The organism is Burkholderia sp. Bp8992, from assembly GCF_003853705.1.
Taxonomy (GTDB): Bacteria; Pseudomonadota; Gammaproteobacteria; order Burkholderiales; family Burkholderiaceae; genus Burkholderia.
Window position 1 is genome coordinate 1 of sequence record NZ_QTQI01000048.1, and the last position, 20901, is coordinate 20901.

General features: G+C 67.3%; 19 protein-coding genes and 1 pseudogene. 10 read left to right on the plus strand and 10 right to left on the minus strand.

Annotated features, from left to right (window positions below):
- A pseudogene (locus DIE03_RS36850) lies at positions 1 to 150 on the plus strand (putrescine ABC transporter permease PotI); the annotation flags it as partial.
- Positions 151 to 278: 128 nt separating this feature from the next.
- Positions 279 to 713: a GNAT family N-acetyltransferase gene (locus DIE03_RS36855; RefSeq protein WP_124456959.1), complete on the plus strand. Its 435-nt coding sequence runs from the start codon at positions 279 to 281 to the stop codon at positions 711 to 713.
- 87 nt (positions 714 to 800) lie between these two features.
- Here the strand turns inward: DIE03_RS36855 and DIE03_RS36860 are convergent, their stop codons facing one another.
- The gene (locus DIE03_RS36860; protein ID WP_124456960.1) at positions 801 to 1697 is read right to left on the minus strand and encodes a LysR family transcriptional regulator; all 897 of its coding nucleotides are present in this window, start codon (positions 1695 to 1697) and stop codon (positions 801 to 803) included.
- Between the two features lie 133 nt (positions 1698 to 1830).
- Between DIE03_RS36860 and tam the strand changes: the two genes are divergently transcribed.
- Entirely contained in the window at positions 1831 to 2616 is a 786-nt protein-coding gene (gene tam, locus DIE03_RS36865; RefSeq protein ID WP_124456961.1) for a trans-aconitate 2-methyltransferase, read from the plus strand.
- 30 nt (positions 2617 to 2646) lie between these two features.
- Here tam and DIE03_RS36870 read toward each other — a convergent pair whose 3' ends face one another.
- The 5 genes from DIE03_RS36870 to DIE03_RS36890 form a co-directional block, all read right to left on the minus strand.
- Positions 2647 to 3237, minus strand: coding sequence for an N-acetyltransferase (locus DIE03_RS36870; RefSeq protein ID WP_124456989.1), 591 nt, complete (start codon positions 3235 to 3237; stop codon positions 2647 to 2649).
- Between the two features lie 402 nt (positions 3238 to 3639).
- Positions 3640 to 6087 carry a phosphocholine-specific phospholipase C gene (locus DIE03_RS36875; RefSeq protein ID WP_124456962.1) on the minus strand — a complete coding sequence of 816 codons (2448 nt, stop codon included), beginning with the start codon at positions 6085 to 6087 and terminating at the stop codon, positions 3640 to 3642.
- Between the two features lie 41 nt (positions 6088 to 6128).
- Positions 6129 to 6266: a hypothetical protein gene (locus DIE03_RS38935; protein ID WP_260435007.1), complete on the minus strand. Its 138-nt coding sequence runs from the start codon at positions 6264 to 6266 to the stop codon at positions 6129 to 6131.
- Between the two features lie 168 nt (positions 6267 to 6434).
- Positions 6435 to 7115 (minus strand): HAD family phosphatase, encoded by a 681-nt coding sequence (locus DIE03_RS36885; RefSeq protein WP_124456964.1) that lies wholly within the window; start codon positions 7113 to 7115, stop codon positions 6435 to 6437.
- A gap of 23 nt (positions 7116 to 7138) precedes the next feature.
- Positions 7139 to 8083 (minus strand): choline ABC transporter substrate-binding protein, encoded by a 945-nt coding sequence (locus DIE03_RS36890; RefSeq protein ID WP_124456965.1) that lies wholly within the window; start codon positions 8081 to 8083, stop codon positions 7139 to 7141.
- 259 nt (positions 8084 to 8342) lie between these two features.
- Here DIE03_RS36890 and DIE03_RS36895 point away from each other — a divergent pair, with 259 nt between their 5' ends.
- Positions 8343 to 9023, plus strand: coding sequence for an MgtC/SapB family protein (locus tag DIE03_RS36895; protein WP_124456966.1), 681 nt, complete (start codon positions 8343 to 8345; stop codon positions 9021 to 9023).
- Positions 9024 to 9067: 44 nt separating this feature from the next.
- Complete coding sequence (locus DIE03_RS36900) at positions 9068 to 9835, plus strand: DeoR/GlpR family DNA-binding transcription regulator (protein WP_124456967.1); 768 nt, start codon at positions 9068 to 9070, stop codon at positions 9833 to 9835.
- Between the two features lie 189 nt (positions 9836 to 10024).
- Here the strand turns inward: DIE03_RS36900 and DIE03_RS36905 are convergent, their stop codons facing one another.
- The 3 genes from DIE03_RS36905 to DIE03_RS36915 all read right to left on the minus strand — a co-directional run bounded on the left by DIE03_RS36905 (position 10025) and on the right by DIE03_RS36915 (position 13538).
- On the minus strand, positions 10025 to 11506 hold the full coding sequence (locus tag DIE03_RS36905; RefSeq protein WP_124456968.1) for an aldehyde dehydrogenase family protein: 1482 nt from the start codon (positions 11504 to 11506) through the stop codon (positions 10025 to 10027).
- A gap of 22 nt (positions 11507 to 11528) precedes the next feature.
- Entirely contained in the window at positions 11529 to 12479 is a 951-nt protein-coding gene (gene speB / locus DIE03_RS36910) for an agmatinase (protein ID WP_124456969.1), read from the minus strand.
- Positions 12480 to 12653: 174 nt separating this feature from the next.
- Positions 12654 to 13538, minus strand: a complete 885-nt coding sequence (locus DIE03_RS36915) for a helix-turn-helix transcriptional regulator (RefSeq protein ID WP_124456970.1) — start codon at positions 13536 to 13538, stop codon at positions 12654 to 12656.
- A 197-nt stretch (positions 13539 to 13735) separates the two neighbouring features.
- On the opposite strand from DIE03_RS36915, the gene DIE03_RS36920 reads away from it, so the two are divergent.
- The 4 genes from DIE03_RS36920 to DIE03_RS36935 all read left to right on the plus strand — a co-directional run bounded on the left by DIE03_RS36920 (position 13736) and on the right by DIE03_RS36935 (position 17956).
- The gene (locus tag DIE03_RS36920) at positions 13736 to 14080 is read left to right on the plus strand and encodes a cupin domain-containing protein (protein ID WP_124456971.1); all 345 of its coding nucleotides are present in this window, start codon (positions 13736 to 13738) and stop codon (positions 14078 to 14080) included.
- An 85-nt stretch (positions 14081 to 14165) separates the two neighbouring features.
- Positions 14166 to 15626: an FAD-binding oxidoreductase gene (locus DIE03_RS36925; protein ID WP_124456972.1), complete on the plus strand. Its 1461-nt coding sequence runs from the start codon at positions 14166 to 14168 to the stop codon at positions 15624 to 15626.
- An 87-nt stretch (positions 15627 to 15713) separates the two neighbouring features.
- The gene (locus tag DIE03_RS36930) at positions 15714 to 16904 is read left to right on the plus strand and encodes an MFS transporter (RefSeq protein WP_124456973.1); all 1191 of its coding nucleotides are present in this window, start codon (positions 15714 to 15716) and stop codon (positions 16902 to 16904) included.
- Positions 16905 to 17035: 131 nt separating this feature from the next.
- Positions 17036 to 17956 carry a LysR family transcriptional regulator gene (locus DIE03_RS36935; RefSeq protein ID WP_124456974.1) on the plus strand — a complete coding sequence of 307 codons (921 nt, stop codon included), beginning with the start codon at positions 17036 to 17038 and terminating at the stop codon, positions 17954 to 17956.
- A gap of 17 nt (positions 17957 to 17973) precedes the next feature.
- Here DIE03_RS36935 and DIE03_RS36940 read toward each other — a convergent pair whose 3' ends face one another.
- Positions 17974 to 18804: a helix-turn-helix transcriptional regulator gene (locus tag DIE03_RS36940; protein WP_124456975.1), complete on the minus strand. Its 831-nt coding sequence runs from the start codon at positions 18802 to 18804 to the stop codon at positions 17974 to 17976.
- 238 nt (positions 18805 to 19042) lie between these two features.
- Here DIE03_RS36940 and DIE03_RS36945 point away from each other — a divergent pair, with 238 nt between their 5' ends.
- The gene (locus DIE03_RS36945; protein ID WP_124456976.1) at positions 19043 to 20767 is read left to right on the plus strand and encodes an amidohydrolase; all 1725 of its coding nucleotides are present in this window, start codon (positions 19043 to 19045) and stop codon (positions 20765 to 20767) included.
- Positions 20768 to 20901 lie beyond the last annotated feature (134 nt).

The window sequence follows — 20901 nt, forward strand, 5'->3', positions numbered from 1 at the left end:
GTGCGGCTGGGGCTGAACCCGGAGATGAATGCGCTGGCGACGCTGTTCATCACGGCCGTGACGATCGGCGTGATCGTCGTGAACCGGATGATGATCGCTCGCGAGCGGCGCCGGATGGCCGACCTGAAGGCGGCGTTCGCGATGGCGTGAGCGTGTGGCCGGGAGCGGTATCGCGCGGCAATGGCGCGGTCGCCACGCAGCGGGCGACGCGCTATAGTCGTGCGATGCCCGCCGCGGTGCTGCATGCCCGGCGGCCCGTTCACGCACGCACTCGCCCGATGACCGCCCATCCCGACGTTACCCTTCGCCTGACCGACACCGAGCAGCCGGCCGCACGAGATTTCATCAGCCGCAAGCTCGGCGAATTCAACCACGCGATGACGGGGCGCTCGGATGCGGCCGCGCTCGACGTGTACGTCACCGATCCCGCGACCGGCGAGATCATGGGCGGCCTCACCGGTCGCACGTCGCTCGGCCTCTTCTTCATCGATCTGTTCTACCTGCCCGAATCGCTGCGTGGAGGCGGCTTCGGCAGCCGGCTGCTGCGCGAGGCCGAAGCGGAGGCGAAACGACGCGGATGTGCGCGTGCGGTGCTCTACACGATCTCGTTCCAGGCGCCGGATTTCTACCGGAAGCAAGGCTACGAAGCATTCGGCGAAGTGCCGTGCGAGCCGGAAGGGACGTCACGCGTGTTCATGGTGAAGGTGCTGTAAACGCCATTCGCCGGCAATGGCGCAGCTTCCTGACACCTGCCGACACGCGGCGATGTCTCGCGGCTACCCATACCGCACGCTCACGGATTACCGCGTTGGCGTCGCCCGCGCGACGATCATGTCGTACAGCGCGCGGGCGGCCGGCGACAGCTGTGCGCTCTTGCGCGTGACGAGCACAAGCGTGCGCGACACCGACGGCTCGACGAGCTCGATCGTGCGGATCATCGGATAGGCATTCCTCTGGATCGCGAGCTTCGGCACGACGGCCGCGCCGAGCCCTTCGGCGACGAGCCCGAGCGCCGTCGAGCTGCGCTGCACTTCGTAGAACGAATGCAGCGACACGCCGCTCGTCTTCAATGCGCCTTCGAGCAGCCCGCGATTGCCGCTCACTTCGCCGGCGAAGATCAGCGGATGCGGCTGCAGCGCCGCCCAGCGTATGCGCCGCCGCTTCGCGAGCGGATGATCGTCGCGGCACACGAGCACGTAGGGATCGTGCGTGAGCGGCACGCTGACGAGTTCGGGATGCTGATCGCCGGCGATGCTGATGCCGAATTCGGCTTCGCGCCGCAGCACGGCCTGCAGCACGGACGCCGACGCGTGATCGAGGATCTTCACGCGATCGTGCGGCCGGTGCCCGGAGAAGGCGCGCAGGATGCGCGGCAGGTACTGCACGCCGACCGTCGGCACGCACGCGATCGTGACGTCGCCGCGCTGGCTCAGGCCCGTCTCGCGGATTTCGGTCAGCGCGTCGGACAATTCGTTCAGCAGCCGGCGCGCTTGCGGCAGGAAGCGCCGGCCGATCTCGGTCAGCGTGGTGCGACGCGTGGTGCGCTCGACCAGCGCGACGCCGAGATAGGATTCGAGCTTGCGCAGCCGCTGCGTGATCGCCGTTTGCGTGACGTGCAGCGTGTCGGCCGCTTGCCTGAAGTTGCCGCCGTCCGCGATCGCGACGAAAGCCTGGACACCGAGCGTATCGATCTTCATCAGAATTTTGAATCAATCACGATATTAAATTCATTTTACTGAAGGCCGAGCGCGGTCGCAGAATGCGCTGCATCGGCGGCTGCCTGCCTCCCTCGCGGCACGCTTGCCGCCGCTGCCGACAAGGAGAACCTTCGTGACGACCCCACTTGATCAATACGCGAACCAGTACGTGCGGTTCGAGGACGAACGCACGCGGCCGGTGCGCGACCTGCTGGCCGCCGTGCCGAAGACGCCGATCCATACCGCGATCGACGTCGGCTGCGGGCCCGGCAATTCGACCGAGGCGCTGATTGCACGGGCGCCGGATGCGACGATCCACGGGATCGACGCATCGGCGGACATGATCGCGGCCGCGCGCAAGCGGCTGCCGGCGCTGCGTTTCGACATTGCCGATGTCACGACGTGGGACGATCCGGGCGGCTATGACCTGATCCTGTCGAACGCGGTGCTGCAATGGGTGCCCGCGCACGACACGCTGTTCCCGGCGCTCGTCGGCCGGCTCGCGCCGGGCGGCCATTTCGCGGTGCAGATGCCGGACAACCTAGACGAGCCCGCGCACCGCCTGATGCGCGAGGTCGCCGCTGCCGGGCCGTGGGCCGACAAGCTGAACGGGGCGGCGCGTACCGAGCGATTCGATGCGCGGTACTACTACGCGCTGCTGTCGCCGCTGTGTTCGCGCGTGGACGTGTGGCGCACGACCTACTACCATCCGCTGCGCGGCGGTGCGGACGCGGTGGTCGAATGGTTCAAGGGCAGTGCGCTGCGGCCGTTCCTCGCCGCGCTCGACGACGCCGAACAGCGCGCGTTCCTCGTGCGCTATCGCGACGCGATCGCCGGGCCCGACGGTTATCCGGCACTCGACGACGGTACCGTGCTGTTGCCGTTCCCACGGCTGTTCATCGTCGCGACGCGGAAGTGATGCGGCAATGACGCGCCGCGCGGCGATGCGTCAGCGCACCGGCCGTACCGATGCGGGGTCGACCGTGCGGCTCCGTGCGGTCTGGCCGTCGCGCAGGTCCTTGTACCAGAACAGCGCGACTTCCCCGGCATTTTCGCCGTCGGCGTACAGGAAGCGGTCGTGCCCGCCGAGGGCGAAGCCCGCACGCGCATAGGTGGAGCAGGCCGCGACATTGTTTGCCTGCGTTTCCAGCCGCATGAAGCGGAATCCGTGGTTGCGCGCCCACGCTTCCGCTGCCGCCAGCAGGAATTGCCCGATACCGAGGCGCCGATGTTCCCGGTCGACGGCCAGCTCCGCGATTTCGGCCATGCCGTTCCAGCTCTCGGCGACCGCGACGAACCCGGCGAACTGCCCGCTGGCGGTCGCGCGAAAGAGCGCCGCCCTGCCGGCCGCTTCGTCTGCCCAGCCGTCCGGATCGAACCCGTAGTCCTTGCGGCGCGCGGGCAGTGCACGCAGGTCGAGCAAATCCTGATACGGCGCATTCAGCTCCCATGCGATGTCGAACGAGAAGTCGCAGCGGTCCAGTTCGTCGGCGGCAAGCGAGAGCGCCGGTTCGATGCTGATGTGCTCGGAACGGTCCATATGTCGGTGTCCTGTCTTCGGCGGAGGGTGTGGTCTCGTCAGCGACGCGATCGCCGGCGCACCGATGTGCGCCCGATCGCGTCCTCTTCTGTTCTTCGTTTTCTGCACCTGCGCAATTCGCCGTGCGGGCAACCGGCACAGGCCGGCTGCGGTGCGCGTACGACCGCCCGATTATGCTGGATTTCGATGTCGCCACGGTGCGGGTACCGGTGCGATGACGGGCGCGATGACGGGCGCGATGCGTCGTGTCGCCGATCGGCTTCGGCCATCGATCGCCGGTGGATGAAGGGCGACAGGAGCCCGAGTCATTGTTTGTCGCTCGTTCGGGCGCGGCCCCCGGCGGCGCGCGTCATGCATGCGCGCCGGCCGGGACGTCGAAACGACGACGTAACCGCCGTGACCTCAGATGCTGATCGCGATGGGGCCGGCGAGCGGCGTGTAGCCGTCGTCGAACAGCAGCCATGCATCGTACTGGCCCGACGCGAGCGTGCTGTTCGCGGTCGACGAGAACAGCAACGAGCCGGTGCTCTTGGGGAGGTACGCCCACGACTTGTAGCCGCCCTTGGTCGGCTGCGCGCCGCGCGGATAGATGCCGACCCAGTTCTTCGGGCTGTGGCGCCACGGCGGCACGACGTAGTCGAACCGCAGCGTGCCGTACGACGACCCCTGCGACGCCAGCGCCGCGACGAATTTCCCGTTCGTATTGCCGATCGCCGAGTCCGTCAGCAACGTGCCCGATTGCGCCTGCACGCAGCCCGCGATACGACGCAGGAAATTCGGATCATTCGCGTCGCGGATGCTCGCGTCGTACCAGCCGGCGTCGCCGTACCACGTGACGGCCCGCGTCGCACCGGCCGGCACGCTGACCGATTGCGCGCTGTTCATCCCGTACGCGTTGTCGACGAGCTGGAACGTCGTCGCGTTCGAGCCGGCCGAGTTGTCGAGCGTGATCTGCACGTTGCCGTTCTGCACGTCATAGCAGAGGCGCACTTCGCCGGTCGATCCCGTGTTGCCCGATGTGCCGATGGAACCGCGGAACGTTTGCAGGAATCCGTTCGGGCCGTAGATCGAGTAGTCGTAGCCGCCGCCCGAATTCAGTACGAGCGAATCCGTGAGGCACGCACCTGTGCCGGCGCCGATCGTGTACTGTCGCGGCGTCGTGCTCGTGCCGTCGACCCATGCCTGCAGGTGCACGCCGGCCGAACCTGTGTTGGTCATCGTCAGCGCGAGTGTCCTGCCGGCGCGGTTGACCTGGCCCTGGACGAAGAACTCGTACGGCAGCCGGCACGCGGTGTTGCGGCCGGCCGTTTGCGCGGGGACTGCGGTGGTGGTGGCCGGGGGAATCAGCACCGTCGAGCCGTTCGGGTCCATGTGGCTGGCCGCGGCCGGGATCGCCGGAATCGTCTGGTCGGGATTCGCGAAATCGAACGCCGACGTGAGATCGCCGCACACCGTGCGACGCCACGGCGTGATGTTGGTCTCCTGCAGCCCGAAGCGCGCTTCCAGGAAGCGGATCACCGACGTGTGATCGAAGACCTGCGAGTTGACCTTGCCGCCCTTCGACCAGGGCGAGATCACGAACATCGGCACGCGCGGGCCGAGCCCGATCGGCACGTCGCCGCTTGCGGAGCCGTCCGATGCGGCGCCGCCGCTGGCGACGAATTCCGCGGCGGTCGAAACCGTCGACCGGCCGGTGCCGGCGGCTGCGCTCGACGGGACGGCCGGCGGCACATGGTCGAACAGGCCGTCGTTCTCGTCGTACATCACGAGCAGCACGGTGCTGGCCCATACCGCCGGATTCGACGTCAGTGCATTGAGCACGTTGCTCACATACCATTCGCCGCCGCTCGCGGCCCACGACGGGTGTTCGCAATACGCATACGGCGCGGCGATCCACGACACCTGCGGCAGCGTGCCGTTCGCGACGTCGGCGCGCAGCTGGCTGAACAGGTTCGTGTCGTATTCCGTGCCGCCACCGGTCGGATCGATCTGCGTGCCGTCGAGCGCCGGTGCGAGCGGGTCATTTGCGCCGAGGTTCTGGTACTGCTTGAAGTTCAGGATGACGTTGTCGCCGTAGTTGCCGTTCCACCAGAGATCCTTGCTCGAGCCGTTGTACTCGCCGTAGCCGTGGCCGGAATCCAGCCCGTTGCCCTTGTCCTGGTAGAACTTCCACGTGACGCCGGCCGTGTTCAGGCGTTCCGGCATCGTGGTCCAGCCGGTGCCGGTCATCGTGTTCGTCGTGTACGGCGAATAGCCGGCGACGTTGCCGCAGCAGCCGGTCCACAGATACAGGCGGTTCGGGTCCGTCGGGCCAAGCATCGAGCAGTGGTATGCATCGCATACGGTGAACGCGCCGGCCAGCGCGTAGTAGAACGGAATGTCGTTCTGCGTGAAGTAGTACATCGTGCCGCTCGTCTTCGCGGCGACCCAGTTGTCGTAGCGGCCGTTGTTCCATGCGCTGTGCGTGCCGTTCCAGCTGTGATCGAGGTCGCCGTAGTACGTATCGCCGTTCGCGACGCCGGAAACGGGCGGCGACGGGTTGAACGGAAACACGTACGACAGCAGCGACGGCTGGCGCCAGACCGGATAGCCGCTGGAAATCACGACCGGCCGTGGATCGCCGAAGCCGCGCGCGCCGCGCAGCGTGCCGAGATAATGGTCGAACGACCGGTTTTCCTGCATCAGGATGACGACGTGCTGCACATCCTGAAGCGTACCGGTGACGGTTGCGGCCGGGATCGACTGCGCGCGCAGGATGCTTTCGGGCAGCATGCCCGTCACCGCGGTGGCGCCTGCGAGTTTCAGCGCATCGGCAAGGAATTGACGTCGTGTCGTGGGTTTGTTTTGCATGATCGCTCTCAGTCCTGGATGACGAGTGGGGCCGGTGCCGGTCAGTGGCACGCGCTTGCGCAGTGCAGGACCGGCGCGGACGCCGACCCCGGTGCCGATGCGCGTGCGGCGGCGGCATTGCCGGCCGGGCCCGAGTCGCCGTCGCCGCAGGCGGCCAGCGTGCACAGGAGCGCGATCATGAAAACGCCGCGCCAGTGCGGAATGCGGCTTTCCGCATGACGAGGCGGTACGAAAGGCTTGCTATCCGATTCGAGTCGGATTCCTGATTGATCGGGATGATTGCTGCGTGCTCCGTATTTCATTTCCCCTCCAGACATGAAAATGGACAGCAGAGAATATCGCCCGAATCAGAACAACTTCATGACAGGCCAGCCGCGTTTGCCGGCAACCTGGGAAAGCTTCGAATCGGGATTGGTCGCGACCGGATGCGTGACGTAGTCGAGCAGCGGCACGTCGTTGATCGAATCGCTGTAGAAATAGGTCCGTTCGAAATCGGACGGCAGGTAGCCGAGCGATCTCAACCATGCCGCCGTGCGCACGATCTTGCCTTCACGGAAACTCGGCACGCCGATGCTGCGCCCGGTGAACCGCCCGGCCGGCGTGCCGTCGTCGGTATCGAGCTCGATGCCGAGCAGGTGCTCGATACCGAACTCGGCCGCGATCGGCCGCGTGACGAAGACGTTGGTCGCCGTCACGATGCAGCAGAGATCGCCGTTCTCGCGATGCCGGTCGACCAGCGCGCGTGCCTCCGGTGCAATCGCCGGGCGGATCACTTCGTCCATGAACTGCGCATGCCAGCGTTCGAGCTGCTCGCGTGGGTAGCGCGTGAGCGGTGCGAGCGTCACGGCGAGATACGCGTCCATGTCGAGCGTGCCGGCTGCATAGTGGCCGTAGTGCTCGTCGATCAGCGCCGCATGCGTGTCGTCCTCCTGCCAGCCGACCCGCGTGATGAAGCGGCTCCAGGCCTGGTCGCTGTCGAGCGGCAGCAGCGTGTGGTCGAGGTCGAACAGCGCGAGATTCTTGTGCATGGATGGTTCCCTGTATTGCGTGCTTACGCGCCGATGAGCTTCTCGATCGCGTCCTTCGCGTTCTTTCCGTCGATGGTCGTGACGCCGTCGAGCCACTTCGACAGCACGCCGGGGTTCTTCTTCGCCCATTCCTTCGCAACGGCGACCGGATCGGCGTGATTCATGATCGGCACCATCAGCTGGTTCTCTTCTTCCGTCGTGAACGTCAGGTTGGTCAGCAGCCTGCCGACGTTCGGGCAGCGTTCGAGATAGCCGGGCGTGACGAGCGTGTAGACCTTCGCCGATCCGTAGTTCGGGCCGAACACGGTGTCGCCGCCGTCGAGATACGTGATCTTGTAGTTGATGTTCATCGGATGCGGCTCCCATGCAAGGAAGACGATCATCCGGTGCTCCTGCACGGCGCGCGTGACCTGGACGAGCATCCCGGCCTCGCTCGATTCCACCAGCTTGAAGCCGCCGAGCCCGAATTCGTTCTTGTCGATCATCCGCTGGATCAGCGCGTTGCCGTTGTTGCCGGCGCCGATCCCGTAGATCTTGCCGTCGAGCTGGTCGCGGAACCTGGCGATGTCGGCAAAGCGCTTGAGGCCCTTGTCCGACGCGTACTGCGGCACGGCCAGCGTGTAGCGCGCGCCGATCAGGTTCGGTTGCGGCAGCAGGTGCACGGCGCCGGCATCGACGAACGGCTTCACGGTCGGCGTCATGCTCGGATCCCAGTAGCCGAGGAACGCGTCGATTTGCGCCTTCTTCACGCCGGCCAGCACGATCGGCGGCGACGCGATCGTCTTGGTCGCCTCGTAGCCGAGCCCGTCCAGCAGCATCATCGCGACGCCGGTGGTGGCCGCGATGTCGCTCCAGCCGACATCGCCGAGCGTCACCTTCTTGCAGACGTCGCCTTCCGATGCGTGAACGGGGGGCGTAGCCAGTGCCGCAAGCAGCATGGTTGCCAGCATCCATACCTTCCTGATCATGATGGTCTCCTAAGCAAGTGTTCCGGATCGTGTTACCTGATTGGTCTGACGATTGATCGTGTGGATCGGATGAAACAAACGAACTTGGGTCTGGCTTTGTCGTTTTGCGTACCGTATATTAGAACGCACAAAATCGCAACATCGCACAAAAATACAACTTGTCGCACGCGAAGGCGGTTGGGCGAAGTCGGGAAAAGTCGGGCAGCGGTCCGCACGGTCCGTGCTTCATCGAGTGAATCTGCAAGGAAGGAGACTTCGAATGATCAGTCAGCTGGAAATCATTTCCCGCCTGTTGCTGGCGGCCTTGCTCGGCAGCATCGTCGGCATCGAGCGCGAGCGCCTGTCATGGGCGGCCGGGCTGCGCACGCACATGCTGGTGGCCGTGGGCGCCGCGCTCGTGATGATCGTGTCGGCGTTCGGCTTCGCCGATATCCAGGAGGCGAAGAACGTGTCGCTCGATCCTTCGCGCGTCGCCGCGCAGGTCGTGTCGGGTATCGGCTTTCTCGGCGCGGGGTCGATCATGTTGCGCGGCGAGATCATCCGCGGGCTCACGACGGCGGCGAGCCTGTGGGTCGTCGCGGCGGTCGGGCTGGCGGTGGGCGGCGGCATGTATGTGGCTTCGATCGCTGCGACAGCGATCGTGCTGGCGATCCTGGCCGGGCTGAAGCCGATCGAGAAGCGCTTTTTCGCCGCGCGGCAGCGCTGGGGCGTGCGCATCCTCGCGAGTCGTGGCGCCGTGAAGCTGACGTCGCTGCAGGCGATGCCCGGCATCGACCAGGCGCGCATCGTCCAGTTCATCATCGAGCAGGACGACGCGACGCCCGGCGACGACCGCATCCACGTCGTGTTTTCGAAGATGACGAGCCGTGAATTCCAGGTGGTCCGTCAATCCCTGCAGACCCTCGTCGGCATCAAGGAGATGGAAGAAAGCGCCGCGTAGACGGCCGTTCGAATAAGATTGACAGACATTTCCGAGGACATTTCATGTGGCAAGAAGAGCGATACCAGAGGATCCGGCTTCTGTTATCGAAGATGCAGCGCGTTTCCACCGACCGGATCATGGCCGACCTGAACGTGTCGCGCGAAACCGTGCGCCGCGATCTCGTGGACCTCGAGGCGCTCGGTGAACTGAAGCGCGTGCACGGCGGTGCGGTGCAGGTCGGCGACGAAGCACCGATCGCCGAGCGTGCGCAGACGCACGTGAAGGCGAAGCTGGCCATCGCCCGCGCGGCGGCCCGGCTCGTCACGGGCTCGCAGACGCTATTCATCGACGCCGGCACGACCACCACGCTGCTGGCCGAGGAACTGGCGAAGCTGTCGGGCCTCACGATCATCACGAATTCGATCGACGTCGCGCTGAAGATGCGCTCGAGCGACCCGGAGCAAGGGAAGAATGAAACGATCCTGCTCGGCGGGATGATCGGCAGCCGTGCGGCCGCGACGGTCGGCGACGGCACGGTTGCCGAGATCTTCCGCTATCGCGCCGATCTCGCGTTGCTGTCGCCGGTGGGCGTCGACCCTGTACGCGGCGCGACGAACTACGACCGGATGGAAACCGAGGTGGCGCGCGCAATGGTCAGCAACGCGGCGGAGGTTGCGATCCTCGCCGATTTCAGCAAGCTCGGCACGAACAGCCGGATCGGCTTCTGCGAGCCGGCCCGGATCGGCACGCTGGTGACCGACCAGAAGGCGGAATCGGTCGACAGCTACAAGAGCATCAGGAAGGTCATCAAGAACATCGTGCTGGCATAGCGCCCGCGGGACGCCGGGCGCAGTCGGCCAGCCCGAACCGGTTCATCCGGTCGGTCGTGCCCGGCCGCGGCGCGCGGCTGAAAGACCTGCTCGACGCGTCCGCCCCGGTGCTGACGGACCGCGGATACAAAAAAGGCGACATCGCGGCCCGTGCCGCGATGTCGCCAATGGCCTGAGCGGCCGCCCTGGTCAGTCGATCGCGCGCATCGCGTGGCGCAACTCCTGATAGCTGCGCAGCCCCGTGACGCCGAGCTCGCGGCCGATCCCGCTGAGCCCGAAGCCGCCCCAGCACACGTGCGGGTAGATCAGCTGCGGCGCATTGATCCATACAAGTCCCGCGCGCACGCGCTGCTGGAACTGCTTCGCAATCTCGGCATCACGCGTGACGACGGTCGCGACGAGCCCGTAGCGCGTGTCGTTCGCGAGCGCGATCGCTTCGTCGTCGGTGCGGAACGATTTCACGCACGCGACGGGGCCGAACACTTCGTCGGTCCACAGCGGGTTGTCGGCGGCCGGCTCGGCGATCACGACGGGCGCCATGAAGAAGCCGTCAGCGCCGGTATCCGCCACCCGTCCGCTGAATGCGACGCGTGCGCCTGCATCGATGCCCTGCTGGAGCATCGCTTCGACGCGCGCACGCTGCGCGGCCGAGATCAGCGGTCCCATCGCGACCTGTTCGGCAGCCGGCGGCGCGACGACGAGTGCGCGCACGGCCGTCTCGAACGCCGTCATGAAACTGCGGTAGCGGCTGTCGTGCACGAGGATGCGCGCGGTGGCCGAGCACATCTGGCCCGCGTTCGTGAATGCACCGGCGACCGCGAGCGACACCGCGACGTCGAGATCGGCGTCCTCGCGCACGATCAGCGACGACTTGCCGCCGAGTTCGAGCGTCACGCGCTTCATGTCGACGGCTGCTGCCTGCATCACCTTGCGGCCGGCCGCCGTGCTGCCGGTAAACGAGATCTTGTCGATCAGCGGATGCGCGGTCAGCGCCGCGCCGACCTCGGCGCCGCCGTTCACGACGTTGACGACGCCGGCCGGCACGCCGGCCTCGACGATGAGGTCGAGCAGCGCGTGCTCGGTCGGCGACGTGAGTTCGGACGGCTTCAGCACGACCGCGCAGCCGGCCGCGAGTGCGGGCGCGAGCTTCCACGCGGTCGTGACCATCGGGAAATTCCACGGCATCACCAGCGCGGCAACGCCGACCGCGTCGTAAAAGCGTTCGGCCGTGACGGCGTCGCTCGGCAGCGCGACGGGCTCGGCCGCGAACAGCGCCGGGTCTTCGCACAGCTTCGCGTAGTACGCGAACGTCGCGGCGACGTCGCCGACATCGGCGTCGGCCTCGAACGGCGGCTTGCCGCTCACCTGCATCTGCAACGCGGCCAGGCGCTCGCGCGCGGCTTCGACGCGCTCGGCGATCGTCGCGAGCACGCGGCCGCGCTCGGCGGGCGGCGTGTCGCGCCAGCCGGCGAACGCGTCGCGCGCGGCGCGCACCGCGGCGTCGATGTGCGCGGGCGTCGCGAATTCCTGCCAGCCGATCGCGGCACCGGTCGATGCGTCGAAGATCGGCGCGCCGGCCGTGTCGGAATGCGTGCGCACCGGCTGGCCGGCGATGCGGGCGGCGGGCAGTATGAAGGTGGTGGCGGTGCGGGAAAGCTCGGCGGTGGACATGAGGGTCATCCTGTCGATCGGGTTAGCGGTAGGCGACGCCCGGCATCACGCAGAGCATCTCGAACGCGAGGTTCGCGCCCGTGAGCGCGGTCGTGCCGGCCGGATCGTACGGCGGCGATACTTCGACGAGGTCCGCACCGACGATGTTCAGGCCTTTCATCCCGCGGATGATTTCCAGGCCCTGCTGCACGGTGAGGCCGCCGATTTCCGGCGTGCCGGTGCCGGGCGCGAACGACGGGTCCAGGCCGTCGATGTCGAAGCTCAGGTAGACCGGCGTATCGCCGACGCGTTCGCGCACCTGCGCCATCAGCGGCACGAGCGACTTGTTCCAGCATTCTTCCGCCTGCACGACGGTGAAGCCCTGCTGGCGGCACCAGTCGAAGTCGTCCGCATGGTAGCCGGTGCCGCGCAGGCCGATCTGCGTGACCTTGTCGCATTGCAGCAGGCCGTCTTCCACCGCGCGGCGGAACGGCGTGCCGTGCGCGATCTTCTCGCCGAACATCGTGTCGTTCACGTCCGCATGCGCGTCGATGTGCACGACCGCCACCTTGCCGTACTTCTTGTGCAGCGCGCGCAGGATCGGCCACGCGATCGTGTGATCGCCGCCGAGCGTGATCGGCCGGCAGCCGCTCGCGACGATCTCGTCGTAAGCCTCTTCGATGCGGCGCACCGAGTCCTTCAGGTCGTACGGGTTGGTCGCGACGTCGCCGATATCGGCCACCTGCAGCGAATCGAACGGGGCGGCGCGCGTGGCCATGTTGTACGGGCGCAGCAGCACGGATTCGGTGCGGATCTGGCGCGGGCCGAAGCGCGAGCCCGAGCGGTTCGACGTGCCGAGGTCGAGCGGCACGCCGACGAAACACACGTCGAGGCCGTCGGTCGTCGCGGCCTGCGGCAGCCGCATCATCGTGGCGATGCCGCCAAAGCGCGGCATCTCGTTGCCGCCCATCGGTTGATTGAGTTCGCGAGGCATGGAGCCGTCTCCTTTTTCCGAGGTAAAGCGATCGGCCGATGGTAGAGGAGAACGTCCGCGCGAAGATTTTGAAGTCGCAACGTTTACATCGACGGGTCTCGATGCAAGTGGCGCCGCCGCATCGACGCGGCGCAACCGAACGCGGCCACGCGGTGGAGCCGGGTGACGAGCGGGTCAGCCGGAGATGGCGGGCGGCGTGGTGCCGTCGTGCGGTCCGGCGAAAGGGAACGCGGCGGTCGCCGAACCCCACGCGGCGAGTTCGCGTTTGGTCCGCACGCCGAGCTTCGCGAACGCGCGCTTCACGTACGACTCGGCCGACGCGACGCGCACGCCGAGAATCCCGGCGGTTTCGGGCACGGTCTTGCCGGAGAGCAGGTGCTTGCAGGTTTCGTACTCGCGCTTCGACAGCTTCACGCCGTCGGCCGCGATGCGCGCGTCGAACTGCGCGAGCGGATGGACTTCCGGTGTCGGATGCGCGACGCGCCGCACGGCGGTGGTCGACGCATGCAGTTCGAGCAGCGGGAACAGCACGTCGCTGATGCTGCGGAAGCGGTTCATCTCGGCGAGCGTGAACGGCGGCCGGTCGCGGCCGCGCTCCAGCGCGATCGAATGCTGCGAATAGCGCGTGCCGCGTGCCAGCACGCATTCGTGGCCGATATGCACGTCGTCGAACAACCGCTGGCGGAATTCGCCGGGCGGGATCGCCGCGATGTCGCGCACGACGAGCATCGTGCCGGTCTTGCCGCGCAACCCCGCGAACAGCGGGTCGCTGTCGAGAAAGCGCTCGTAGTAGAGCGTCATCACGTCGGAGATTTCGCTGGATGCGGTGCCGATGCCGCTGCTGCCGATCCATTCGCATCGGTAGCCGGTGGGCATCGTGCCGTCGACGCGCGAGCGCTCGACGTGCGCGACGTCGAGCGGCACGACGTCGTTCAGCAGTTGCGTGAGGCGCGGCACGAAGTGAGGCGTGCCGACCGTTTCGATCAGCTCGCCCAGCGCCTTGAACGACACGTTGAAGCGGTCGTTGTCGCGGTGGAAGGGGTTCACGTTGAGCAGCATGCGGTTCCCCGGTGAAAGGCGGCGCGATTGTAGCGTTCGCAACCGGAAACGTCATTAGGGGGAAACACCGTCGGTTGTCCTGCCGACCCGCCCGCCCCGCAAAACATCGCTTGTCCCCCCCGAAGGGGGGCATACCGGGGCAGTGTAAATGAGTAACTTTGTCTCTGCTTTTTTCAATCGAGAGACGAACGATTCTGATGACGAAACTGATCAAGGACATCCTGCCGCTGGGCGCAGGCGTGGGCGAATTCACGAAGCTCGACTTCGGGATGGACGAAAGCGATTGGCGCGCTGCCGAAGGCAAGAGCGGCAACTACATCATCGGCTGGTGGGAAGGCAAGGCCGGCTCGGTGGAGTTCCCGGAAACGGCGGCCGACGAAGCGGTGTGGCTCGTCGAGGGCCGGATCGCGCTGACCGACGTCGAAGGCAACCGCAAGGAATTCACGCCGGGCCAGGGCTACCTGCTGCCGGCCGGCTTCGCGGGCCGCTGGGAGACGATCGAGGACGCGAAGAAGTTCTACGTGCTGCTCGAGAAGTCGTGATGTCCGAAGCCGCCGCCGTGGTGTCGTCGTCCGTGCGACGCGAACCCGGCGGCGGTTTCGTTTTTCGCGTGTGATGGCTGGGATCATGGAAATGGAAGTCAACGAAGCAAAACAGACCGCGCCGGTGCAGGCGCACGCGCTGCGTGACGCGCCGATCGCGCTGGGCGTCGAGGCGGCGCTCGCGAATACGAAGCTGTTCCCGTACTGGCTCGACAACCCGGCCGCGCCGGCCGCCGAGCCGGAACTCGTCGGCGACGTGACGGCCGACCTGCTGATCGTCGGCGGCGGCTTCACGGGGCTGTGGTCGGCCGTGCAGGCGAAGGAACAGATGCCGCACCTGAACGTGGTGCTGATCGAGGCCGGCAAGGTCGCGCACGGCGCATCGGGCCGCGCGGGCGGGATCATCTCGACGTCGGTGATGCACGGGCTGCCGAATGCGGTGCGCGTGTTTCCGAACGACATCGCGGAGCTCGAGACGTTCGGTCATCACAACCTCGATGGCTTCGAGGAAACGCTGAAGCGCTACGACATCGACGCCGACATCGAATGGAACGGCGAGATGACGGTCGCGGTCGATCCCGAGCACGTCGCCCACCTGAAGGGCGATTACGACCTGCATCGCGAGTACGGCCACGACGTCGTGCTGCTGAACCGCGACGAAACGCTCGAACAACTGAATTCGCCGCTGTTCGCGGGCGCGCTGTGGTCGCGCAACCGCAGCGGCATCGTGCATCCGGCAATGCTCGCGTGGGGGCTGAAGCGCGCGGCGCTGTCGCTCGGCGTGAAGCTATACGAGCACACGCCGCTCACGACCGTGACCGACGAAGGCAGCACGGTGTTCGTGAAGACGCCGAAGGGCAGCGTGCGCGCGCCGCGCGTCGTGTTCGGCAGCGGCACCGCGAAGGTCGGGATTCCCGACATCAACCGCCGCGTGATGCAGGTGCGCGACCACGTGCTCGCCACCGAGCCGCTGACCGACGAGCAGCTCGCGCGGATCGGCTGGAAGAATCGCCAGGGCGTGTACGACACGCGTACGCAGCTCAACTATTTCCGGCTGACGAAGCACAACAACATCATCTTCGGCGGCCTCGTCAGCTATCACTTCGACGGCGATCCGGAACCGCGCCAGGACGGCCGGCGCGAAACCTATTACCGGCTCGCGGAAGCGTTCTACCGCACGTTCCCGCAACTGAGCGACGTGCGCTTCTCGCACGCGTGGGGCGGCCCGATCGACTACTGTTCGCGCGGCTCGGTGTTCGCGAAGCGCTATCTCGGCGACAAGGCCGTATTCGTCGCCGGCTATACGGGCTTCGGCGTCGCGGCGAGCCGGTTCGGCGCGTTCATGGGGCTGAACATCCTGTTCGACCGAGACAGCCCCGAACGCAAGCTCGACATCGCGAACCAGAGCCCGAGCTACATCCCGCCGGAGCCGATGCGCTGGGTCGCCGCGAAGATCACGTTCCATGCGTTCGACGGCGCGGACGCCGAAGGCGGCTGGAAGCGTGCGTGGATCAGCGGCCTCAAGGCGATGGGCTTCCCGATGTAAGCGACACGGCGGCCCGGGCCGGGCCGCCGCCATACCAAGCTCCCGCGAGGAGACGGTCCGCGCCGCGGACACGGAGAGAGACATCGCATGAACGTTGTGAATCTGCAGGATGACGCGCGACAGGAAAACGCGCGGTTCGTCGTCGTGATGCTGCTGCTCGGCATCCTCGGGCCGACGGTCTTTCTCGGGCTGCCCGCGATCGTCGGGCAGGTCGAGCGCCATTGGGGCTTCGGTGAGGCGGCGCTCGGGCTGTCGAGCTTCATCGAGGTGCTCGGCGAATCGACGGGCACGCTGCTCGTCGCATTCGTGCTCGGCCGCCAGCCGGTGCGGCTCGTGCTCGCGGGCGCGGTGACGCTCGCGGCCGGCGCGAACCTCGGCACGCTCGCGACGCACGGGCTCGTCGCCTATTCGACGTTGCAGTTCATCGCAGGCGTCGGCTCGGGCGGGCTGAACGGCATCGCGCTGCGCTACCTGTCGTATTCGCGCGCGCCGGAACGCAATCTCGGGATCATGCTGATGGGGCAGGTGATGTGGAGCATGGCGCTGCTCGCCACGATCTTCCCGACGCTGAGCGGCATGTGGGGCGCACACGGCGTGTTCGGCTTCGTCGCGTGCGTACTCGGCATGTTCGTGCTCGCGACGCCGCTGTTCCGCCGCGGCGAGACGATGGCCGCGCCGACGCCGGCCGGTGTCGCCGGCCGCATCGATCGCAAGGGCGCGATGCTCGTGCTGTGCGCGCAGCTCGCGCTGTACGGCGGCGTCGGCGTCGTGTGGACCTTCCTCGAGAAGATCGGCACCGATGCGGGCCTGAGCGGCAAGTCGGTGTCGCTCGTGCTCGGTATCGCGAACGTCGCGAGCCTCGTGATCTGCGCGGCGATGCCGAAGCTCGGCGCGGGCGCCGGCCTGCGCCGCTGGACGCTCGTGAACCTCGGCGGCTGCGCGGTCGCGGCCGTGCTGCTCGCGATGCCGGCGTCGGTCGCGACGTTCACGCTCGGCGCGGTCGTGTTCATCGGCTGCTGGACCGGCGGCGCGCTGCTGATCTACGCGACGATTCCGCAGTACGACCTGATCGGCAAGTCGGCCGCGCTGTCGCCGGGCTGCGTCGCGCTCGGCTATGGCGTCGGCTCGGTCGCGGGCGGTTCGCTGATCGAGAGTGTCGGCACGCAGTCGGCGCTGATCGCGGCGATCGTGCTGTGCGCGGTGGCGTTCCTCTGCTACGGGCGGCTGCGGCCGGCCGTGTTCGGCATCGAGCGCTCGCTCGCGGCGGCATCGAAGTGACGGGGTTGCGACGCGCGCTGCTGCCGATGGCGGTGCGTGTCGGGTTCGGTTCATCGGCGAAGTCGGCGGGCGGCGCGCGTGAAGCGCGTCGGGCCGGCCGGGCAACGCGCATTCGCGCAGCGGCTTGAAGCATGTTCTCGAATACTTCAGATCTCGATCTCCGGCTCATCCGGGTCTTTCTGGCCGTCGTCGATGCACGCGGCATCACGGCCGCCGAGGCATCGCTCGGCGTGCGGCAGTCGACGATCAGCACGCAGCTGTCGGCGCTCGAGGCGCGTGTCGGCTTCAAGCTGTGCGATCGCGGCCGCGGCGGGTTTCGCCTGACGTCGAAGGGCGAACGCTTCGCGGCCACCGCACGCACGCTCGTCGCGGCGACCTCTGAATTCGTCGCGCGCGTGCGCGACATCGACCGCAAGCTGGTCGGCACGCTGTCGATCGGGTTGATCGGCCAGGCGCCGCTCGTCGAGAATGCGCGCGTGGCCGAGGCGATCGGCGCGTTCCGCAAGCGCGACCAGGCCGTCACGTTCTCGATGAAGGTCGCGTCGCCGCAGGAGCTCGAGGAGAGCCTCGTCAACAACCAGCTCGATCTCGCGATCGGCTATTTCTGGCATCGCGTGCCGGGCCTGCTCTATACGCCGCTGTTCACCGAGCAGCAGGTGATCTACTGCGGGCGCGGGCACCCGCTGTTCCATGCGTCGCGGCCCGTGACGGCGGACGACCTGCAGCTTCACGACTGGGTGTGGCGCACCTACCCGGTGCCCGAGGAGCAGTACCCGCTGCCCGAGCGGCGCGTGACCGCGAGCGCGGACAGCATCGAGGCCGCGACGATCCTGATCCTGTCGGGCGGTCATCTCGGCTACCTGCCTGCGCACTACGCGGAGCCGTTCGAGCAGCGCGGGCTCGTGAAGGCCGTCGGCCGCGCGACGTTCAGCTTCGACGTGCCGCTGCATCTCGCGATGAAGCGCAGCACGAGCGACAAGCCGATCGTCGACGCGTTCTGCGAGGACTTGCTGCGCGCGTTCAACATCAAGGCGGCGGCGCTCGCCGCGTAGGCACGCGGGCGGCGCGCTCAGCCGTCGACGAGCACCCAGTCGAACAGCTCGCGGCGCGTGCGCACGCCGAGCTTCGCGAACGCGCGCTTCACGTACGACTCGGCCGTCGACAGTTTCACGTCGAGCTGCTGCGCGGCCTCGGGCACCGAGCGCCCGCACAGCATCAGCCGGCAGATCTCGTGCTCGCGGCGCGACAGCTGCACGTCCTGGCGTTCGAGGCGTGCGTCGAAGCTCGCCTGCGATTCGACGTTCACCGACACCGCCGCCACGCGCCGCGCCGCGCAGGTGCGCGCATGCAGCTCGAACATCGGGAACAGCAGGTCGACCATCTGGCGGAAGTGGAACAGTTCGTCCGTCGTGAACGCGGCGCGCCCGCCGGAGCGCGCGAGGCCGAGTGCGTACTGCAGGTGCGCGTTGCCGTGCACCAGGATGCATTCCTGCACGATGCCCGGTTCGTCGAAGATCCGCCGGCGGAACTCGCCTTGCGCGATGCCGTCGACGTGCCGCTGCACGAGCAGCGTGCCGGCCTTGCCGCGCAGCGGCGCGACCAGCGGGTCGCTCTGGCAGTAGTCCTGGTAGTAGATGTCCATCACGCGCAGCGTATCGGCCGCGAAGCGCAGGCTGCCGCTGCCGAGCCATTCGACGACGAAGCCCGACGTGCTGCCCGTGTCCGCGCGCCAGCGTTCGAGGTGCACGGCGTCGGCGTCGATGCTGTCGTTGACGAACTCCGTGACCGCGCCGACGAAATCCTGCGTGCCGACCGCGCGCAGCGTCGCGCCGAGCGAGTCGGGGCGCACGCCGATCAGGAAGTGGCCGCGGGCGGCCGGGTCGGGCTGGAGAAGTCGCATGGTCGGGCGGGAGCGGTCAAGGGACAGTAGGACGTTACGCGAACGTCGCGCCCGCGTCAGCCGGGAATCCACCGGATCAACCCCGCGGATTTCGCGCGTTGTCCCCAAAACGATGACAAGACCGTGCATTCGGAGGCCGGAATTCGCGAAAGCCCCCTTGGCGGGGGGGCATACCGGTGCCAATCGTCTGCCTATAGTGAAAGCGCTTCGAAAACCTGATGACCACAAAGGACAGGCAATGCAGATTCAACCGACGCAGGCCGCCGCGACGCCGGCGGATTTCGTTCTGATCAACGCGAAGGTCTACACCGTCGATCCGCACAAGCCGTGGGCGCAGGCCGTGGCCGTGCGCGACGGCCGGATCGTCTTCGTCGGCGACACGGCGGCCGTGCAGGCATACGTCGGCGCGCGGACGAAGGTCGTCGATGCGGCCGGCCGGCTCGTGCTGCCGGGCTTCGTCGAGTCGCACTGGCACTTCGAGACGACCGCGTTCGCGTTCCAGGCGTTCGTGAACTACGAGGATCCGCAGAAGGTGCTCGACGCGTTGCGCACCTACGTCGACACGCATCCGGACGAGCCAGCGATCACCGGGATGGGCTGGGTGCAGGCGACGATTCCGCCGGCGATGCTGCGCAAGGAGACGCTCGACGCGATCTGCGCGGATCGCCCCGTATGCCTGCTGTCGACCGATTTCCATTCGATGTGGGTGAACTCGAAGGCGCTGGAGATCGCCGGCATCGACGCGTCGACGCCGCCCGTGCAGGAAGGCGCGAGCTGGTTCGAGAAGGACGCGGCGACGGGCGAGCCGACCGGCCTGATCGTCGACGGCGCCGCGTATTCGTTGCTGTTGCAGCGGATCAGCGCGGCCGGCCTGCTGCCGACCGGCATCGACCTGTACCTGAAGTCGATTCCGCCGTGGCAGAAGAAGCTGTGCGCGGCCGGCGTGACGACCGTGTTCGACGCCGGCTTCTTCGACGCGAGCGGCGACCAGTCGCTGCTGTACGAGACGCTGCAGACGATGGAGCGTGCGGGCGACCTGAAGTTGCGCGTGGTCGGCAGCGTCGCGGTGATCGGCGAGATCGACGACCCGGTCGGCACGCTGATCCGGTATCGCGAGCAGTACGATTCGCCGCTCGTGAAGGCGCGCGCGCTGAAGCTGTTCCTCGACGGCACCGAGGCGAACCACACCGCGTACCTGCTCGAACCGTACGCGGACCGCCCCGACACCTGCGGCGCGCCGACGATGCCGGCCGACACGTTCAACCGCTATCTGGTCGAAGCCGATCGCGCGAACGCGAACGTGATGGTCCACTGCGTCGGCGACGCAGCGGTGCGGATGGCGCTCGACGGCTTCGACGCGGTCAACCGCTCGAACCCGCCGCGCGACCGCCGCCACGTGATCACGCACGCGTTCCTCACGCATCCGGACGACATCCCGCGCTTCCGCCGCGCGGGCGTGATGGCGAACACGCAGCTGCAGTGGGGCGTGGTCGACGCGTACACCGAGCAATTGCGCGACCACTACGGCCACGAACGCTGGAGCAACATGTACAAGTTCCGCACGTTCCTCGACGAAGGCGTGACGGTGTCGATCGGCATGGACGGCCTCGCGTGCCAGTGCCGCTGCCAGCACAAGCCGCTCGAACACATCGAGTCGGGCCACACGCGCCAGCTAGCGGGCGAGCCCGACGCGCCGGTGTTCCCGGACATCGCCGAGCGCCTGAGCATTCCGCAGCTGATCGCCGCATACACGATCCACGGTGCGTACCAGCTCGGGATGGAGCACGAGGTCGGCTCGCTCACGCCCGGCAAGCGCGCGGATCTCGTCGTGCTCGAGCACGACCTGTTCGAGGTCGGCCAGTACGACATCGGCCGCATCGACGTCGGGCTGACGATGATGGGCGGCCGCATCACGCACGTCGGCGACGATTTCGGTGCGCGCACGGGGTTGCAGGCGTCCTGACCGGGCATCCCGGCTGACGACGCGGTGACGGAGGCTTTCGGATGGCTTCCGTGCTCGCGGGTCGGCGCATCCGGCCGGAACCGGATGCGCCGATTGTGCGGCGTGTCCCCCTATTGGCAGGGCAGACCGGCCAA

What these genes read in the sequence shown, in the direction of transcription:
- speB (WP_124456969.1), bottom strand. Translation starts at nt 12,479, where the DNA reads ATGCCTCGCGAACTCAATCAACCGATGGGCGGCAACGAGATGCCGCGC.
- DIE03_RS36905 (WP_124456968.1), bottom strand. Translation starts at nt 11,506, where the DNA reads ATGTCCACCGCCGAGCTTTCCCGCACCGCCACCACCTTCATACTGCCC.
- DIE03_RS36875 (WP_124456962.1), bottom strand. Translation starts at nt 6,087, where the DNA reads ATGCAAAACAAACCCACGACACGACGTCAATTCCTTGCCGATGCGCTG.
- DIE03_RS36895 (WP_124456966.1), top strand. Translation starts at nt 8,343, where the DNA reads ATGATCAGTCAGCTGGAAATCATTTCCCGCCTGTTGCTGGCGGCCTTG.
- DIE03_RS36885 (WP_124456964.1), bottom strand. Translation starts at nt 7,115, where the DNA reads ATGCACAAGAATCTCGCGCTGTTCGACCTCGACCACACGCTGCTGCCG.
- DIE03_RS36935 (WP_124456974.1), top strand. Translation starts at nt 17,036, where the DNA reads ATGTTCTCGAATACTTCAGATCTCGATCTCCGGCTCATCCGGGTCTTT.
- DIE03_RS36900 (WP_124456967.1), top strand. Translation starts at nt 9,068, where the DNA reads ATGTGGCAAGAAGAGCGATACCAGAGGATCCGGCTTCTGTTATCGAAG.
- DIE03_RS36940 (WP_124456975.1), bottom strand. Translation starts at nt 18,804, where the DNA reads ATGCGACTTCTCCAGCCCGACCCGGCCGCCCGCGGCCACTTCCTGATC.
- DIE03_RS36890 (WP_124456965.1), bottom strand. Translation starts at nt 8,083, where the DNA reads ATGATCAGGAAGGTATGGATGCTGGCAACCATGCTGCTTGCGGCACTG.
- DIE03_RS36930 (WP_124456973.1), top strand. Translation starts at nt 15,714, where the DNA reads ATGAACGTTGTGAATCTGCAGGATGACGCGCGACAGGAAAACGCGCGG.
- DIE03_RS36915 (WP_124456970.1), bottom strand. Translation starts at nt 13,538, where the DNA reads ATGCTGCTCAACGTGAACCCCTTCCACCGCGACAACGACCGCTTCAAC.
- DIE03_RS36945 (WP_124456976.1), top strand. Translation starts at nt 19,043, where the DNA reads ATGCAGATTCAACCGACGCAGGCCGCCGCGACGCCGGCGGATTTCGTT.
- DIE03_RS36920 (WP_124456971.1), top strand. Translation starts at nt 13,736, where the DNA reads ATGACGAAACTGATCAAGGACATCCTGCCGCTGGGCGCAGGCGTGGGC.
- DIE03_RS38935 (WP_260435007.1), bottom strand. Translation starts at nt 6,266, where the DNA reads ATGATCGCGCTCCTGTGCACGCTGGCCGCCTGCGGCGACGGCGACTCG.
- DIE03_RS36925 (WP_124456972.1), top strand. Translation starts at nt 14,166, where the DNA reads ATGGAAATGGAAGTCAACGAAGCAAAACAGACCGCGCCGGTGCAGGCG.
- DIE03_RS36870 (WP_124456989.1), bottom strand. Translation starts at nt 3,237, where the DNA reads ATGGACCGTTCCGAGCACATCAGCATCGAACCGGCGCTCTCGCTTGCC.
- DIE03_RS36860 (WP_124456960.1), bottom strand. Translation starts at nt 1,697, where the DNA reads ATGAAGATCGATACGCTCGGTGTCCAGGCTTTCGTCGCGATCGCGGAC.
- DIE03_RS36855 (WP_124456959.1), top strand. Translation starts at nt 279, where the DNA reads ATGACCGCCCATCCCGACGTTACCCTTCGCCTGACCGACACCGAGCAG.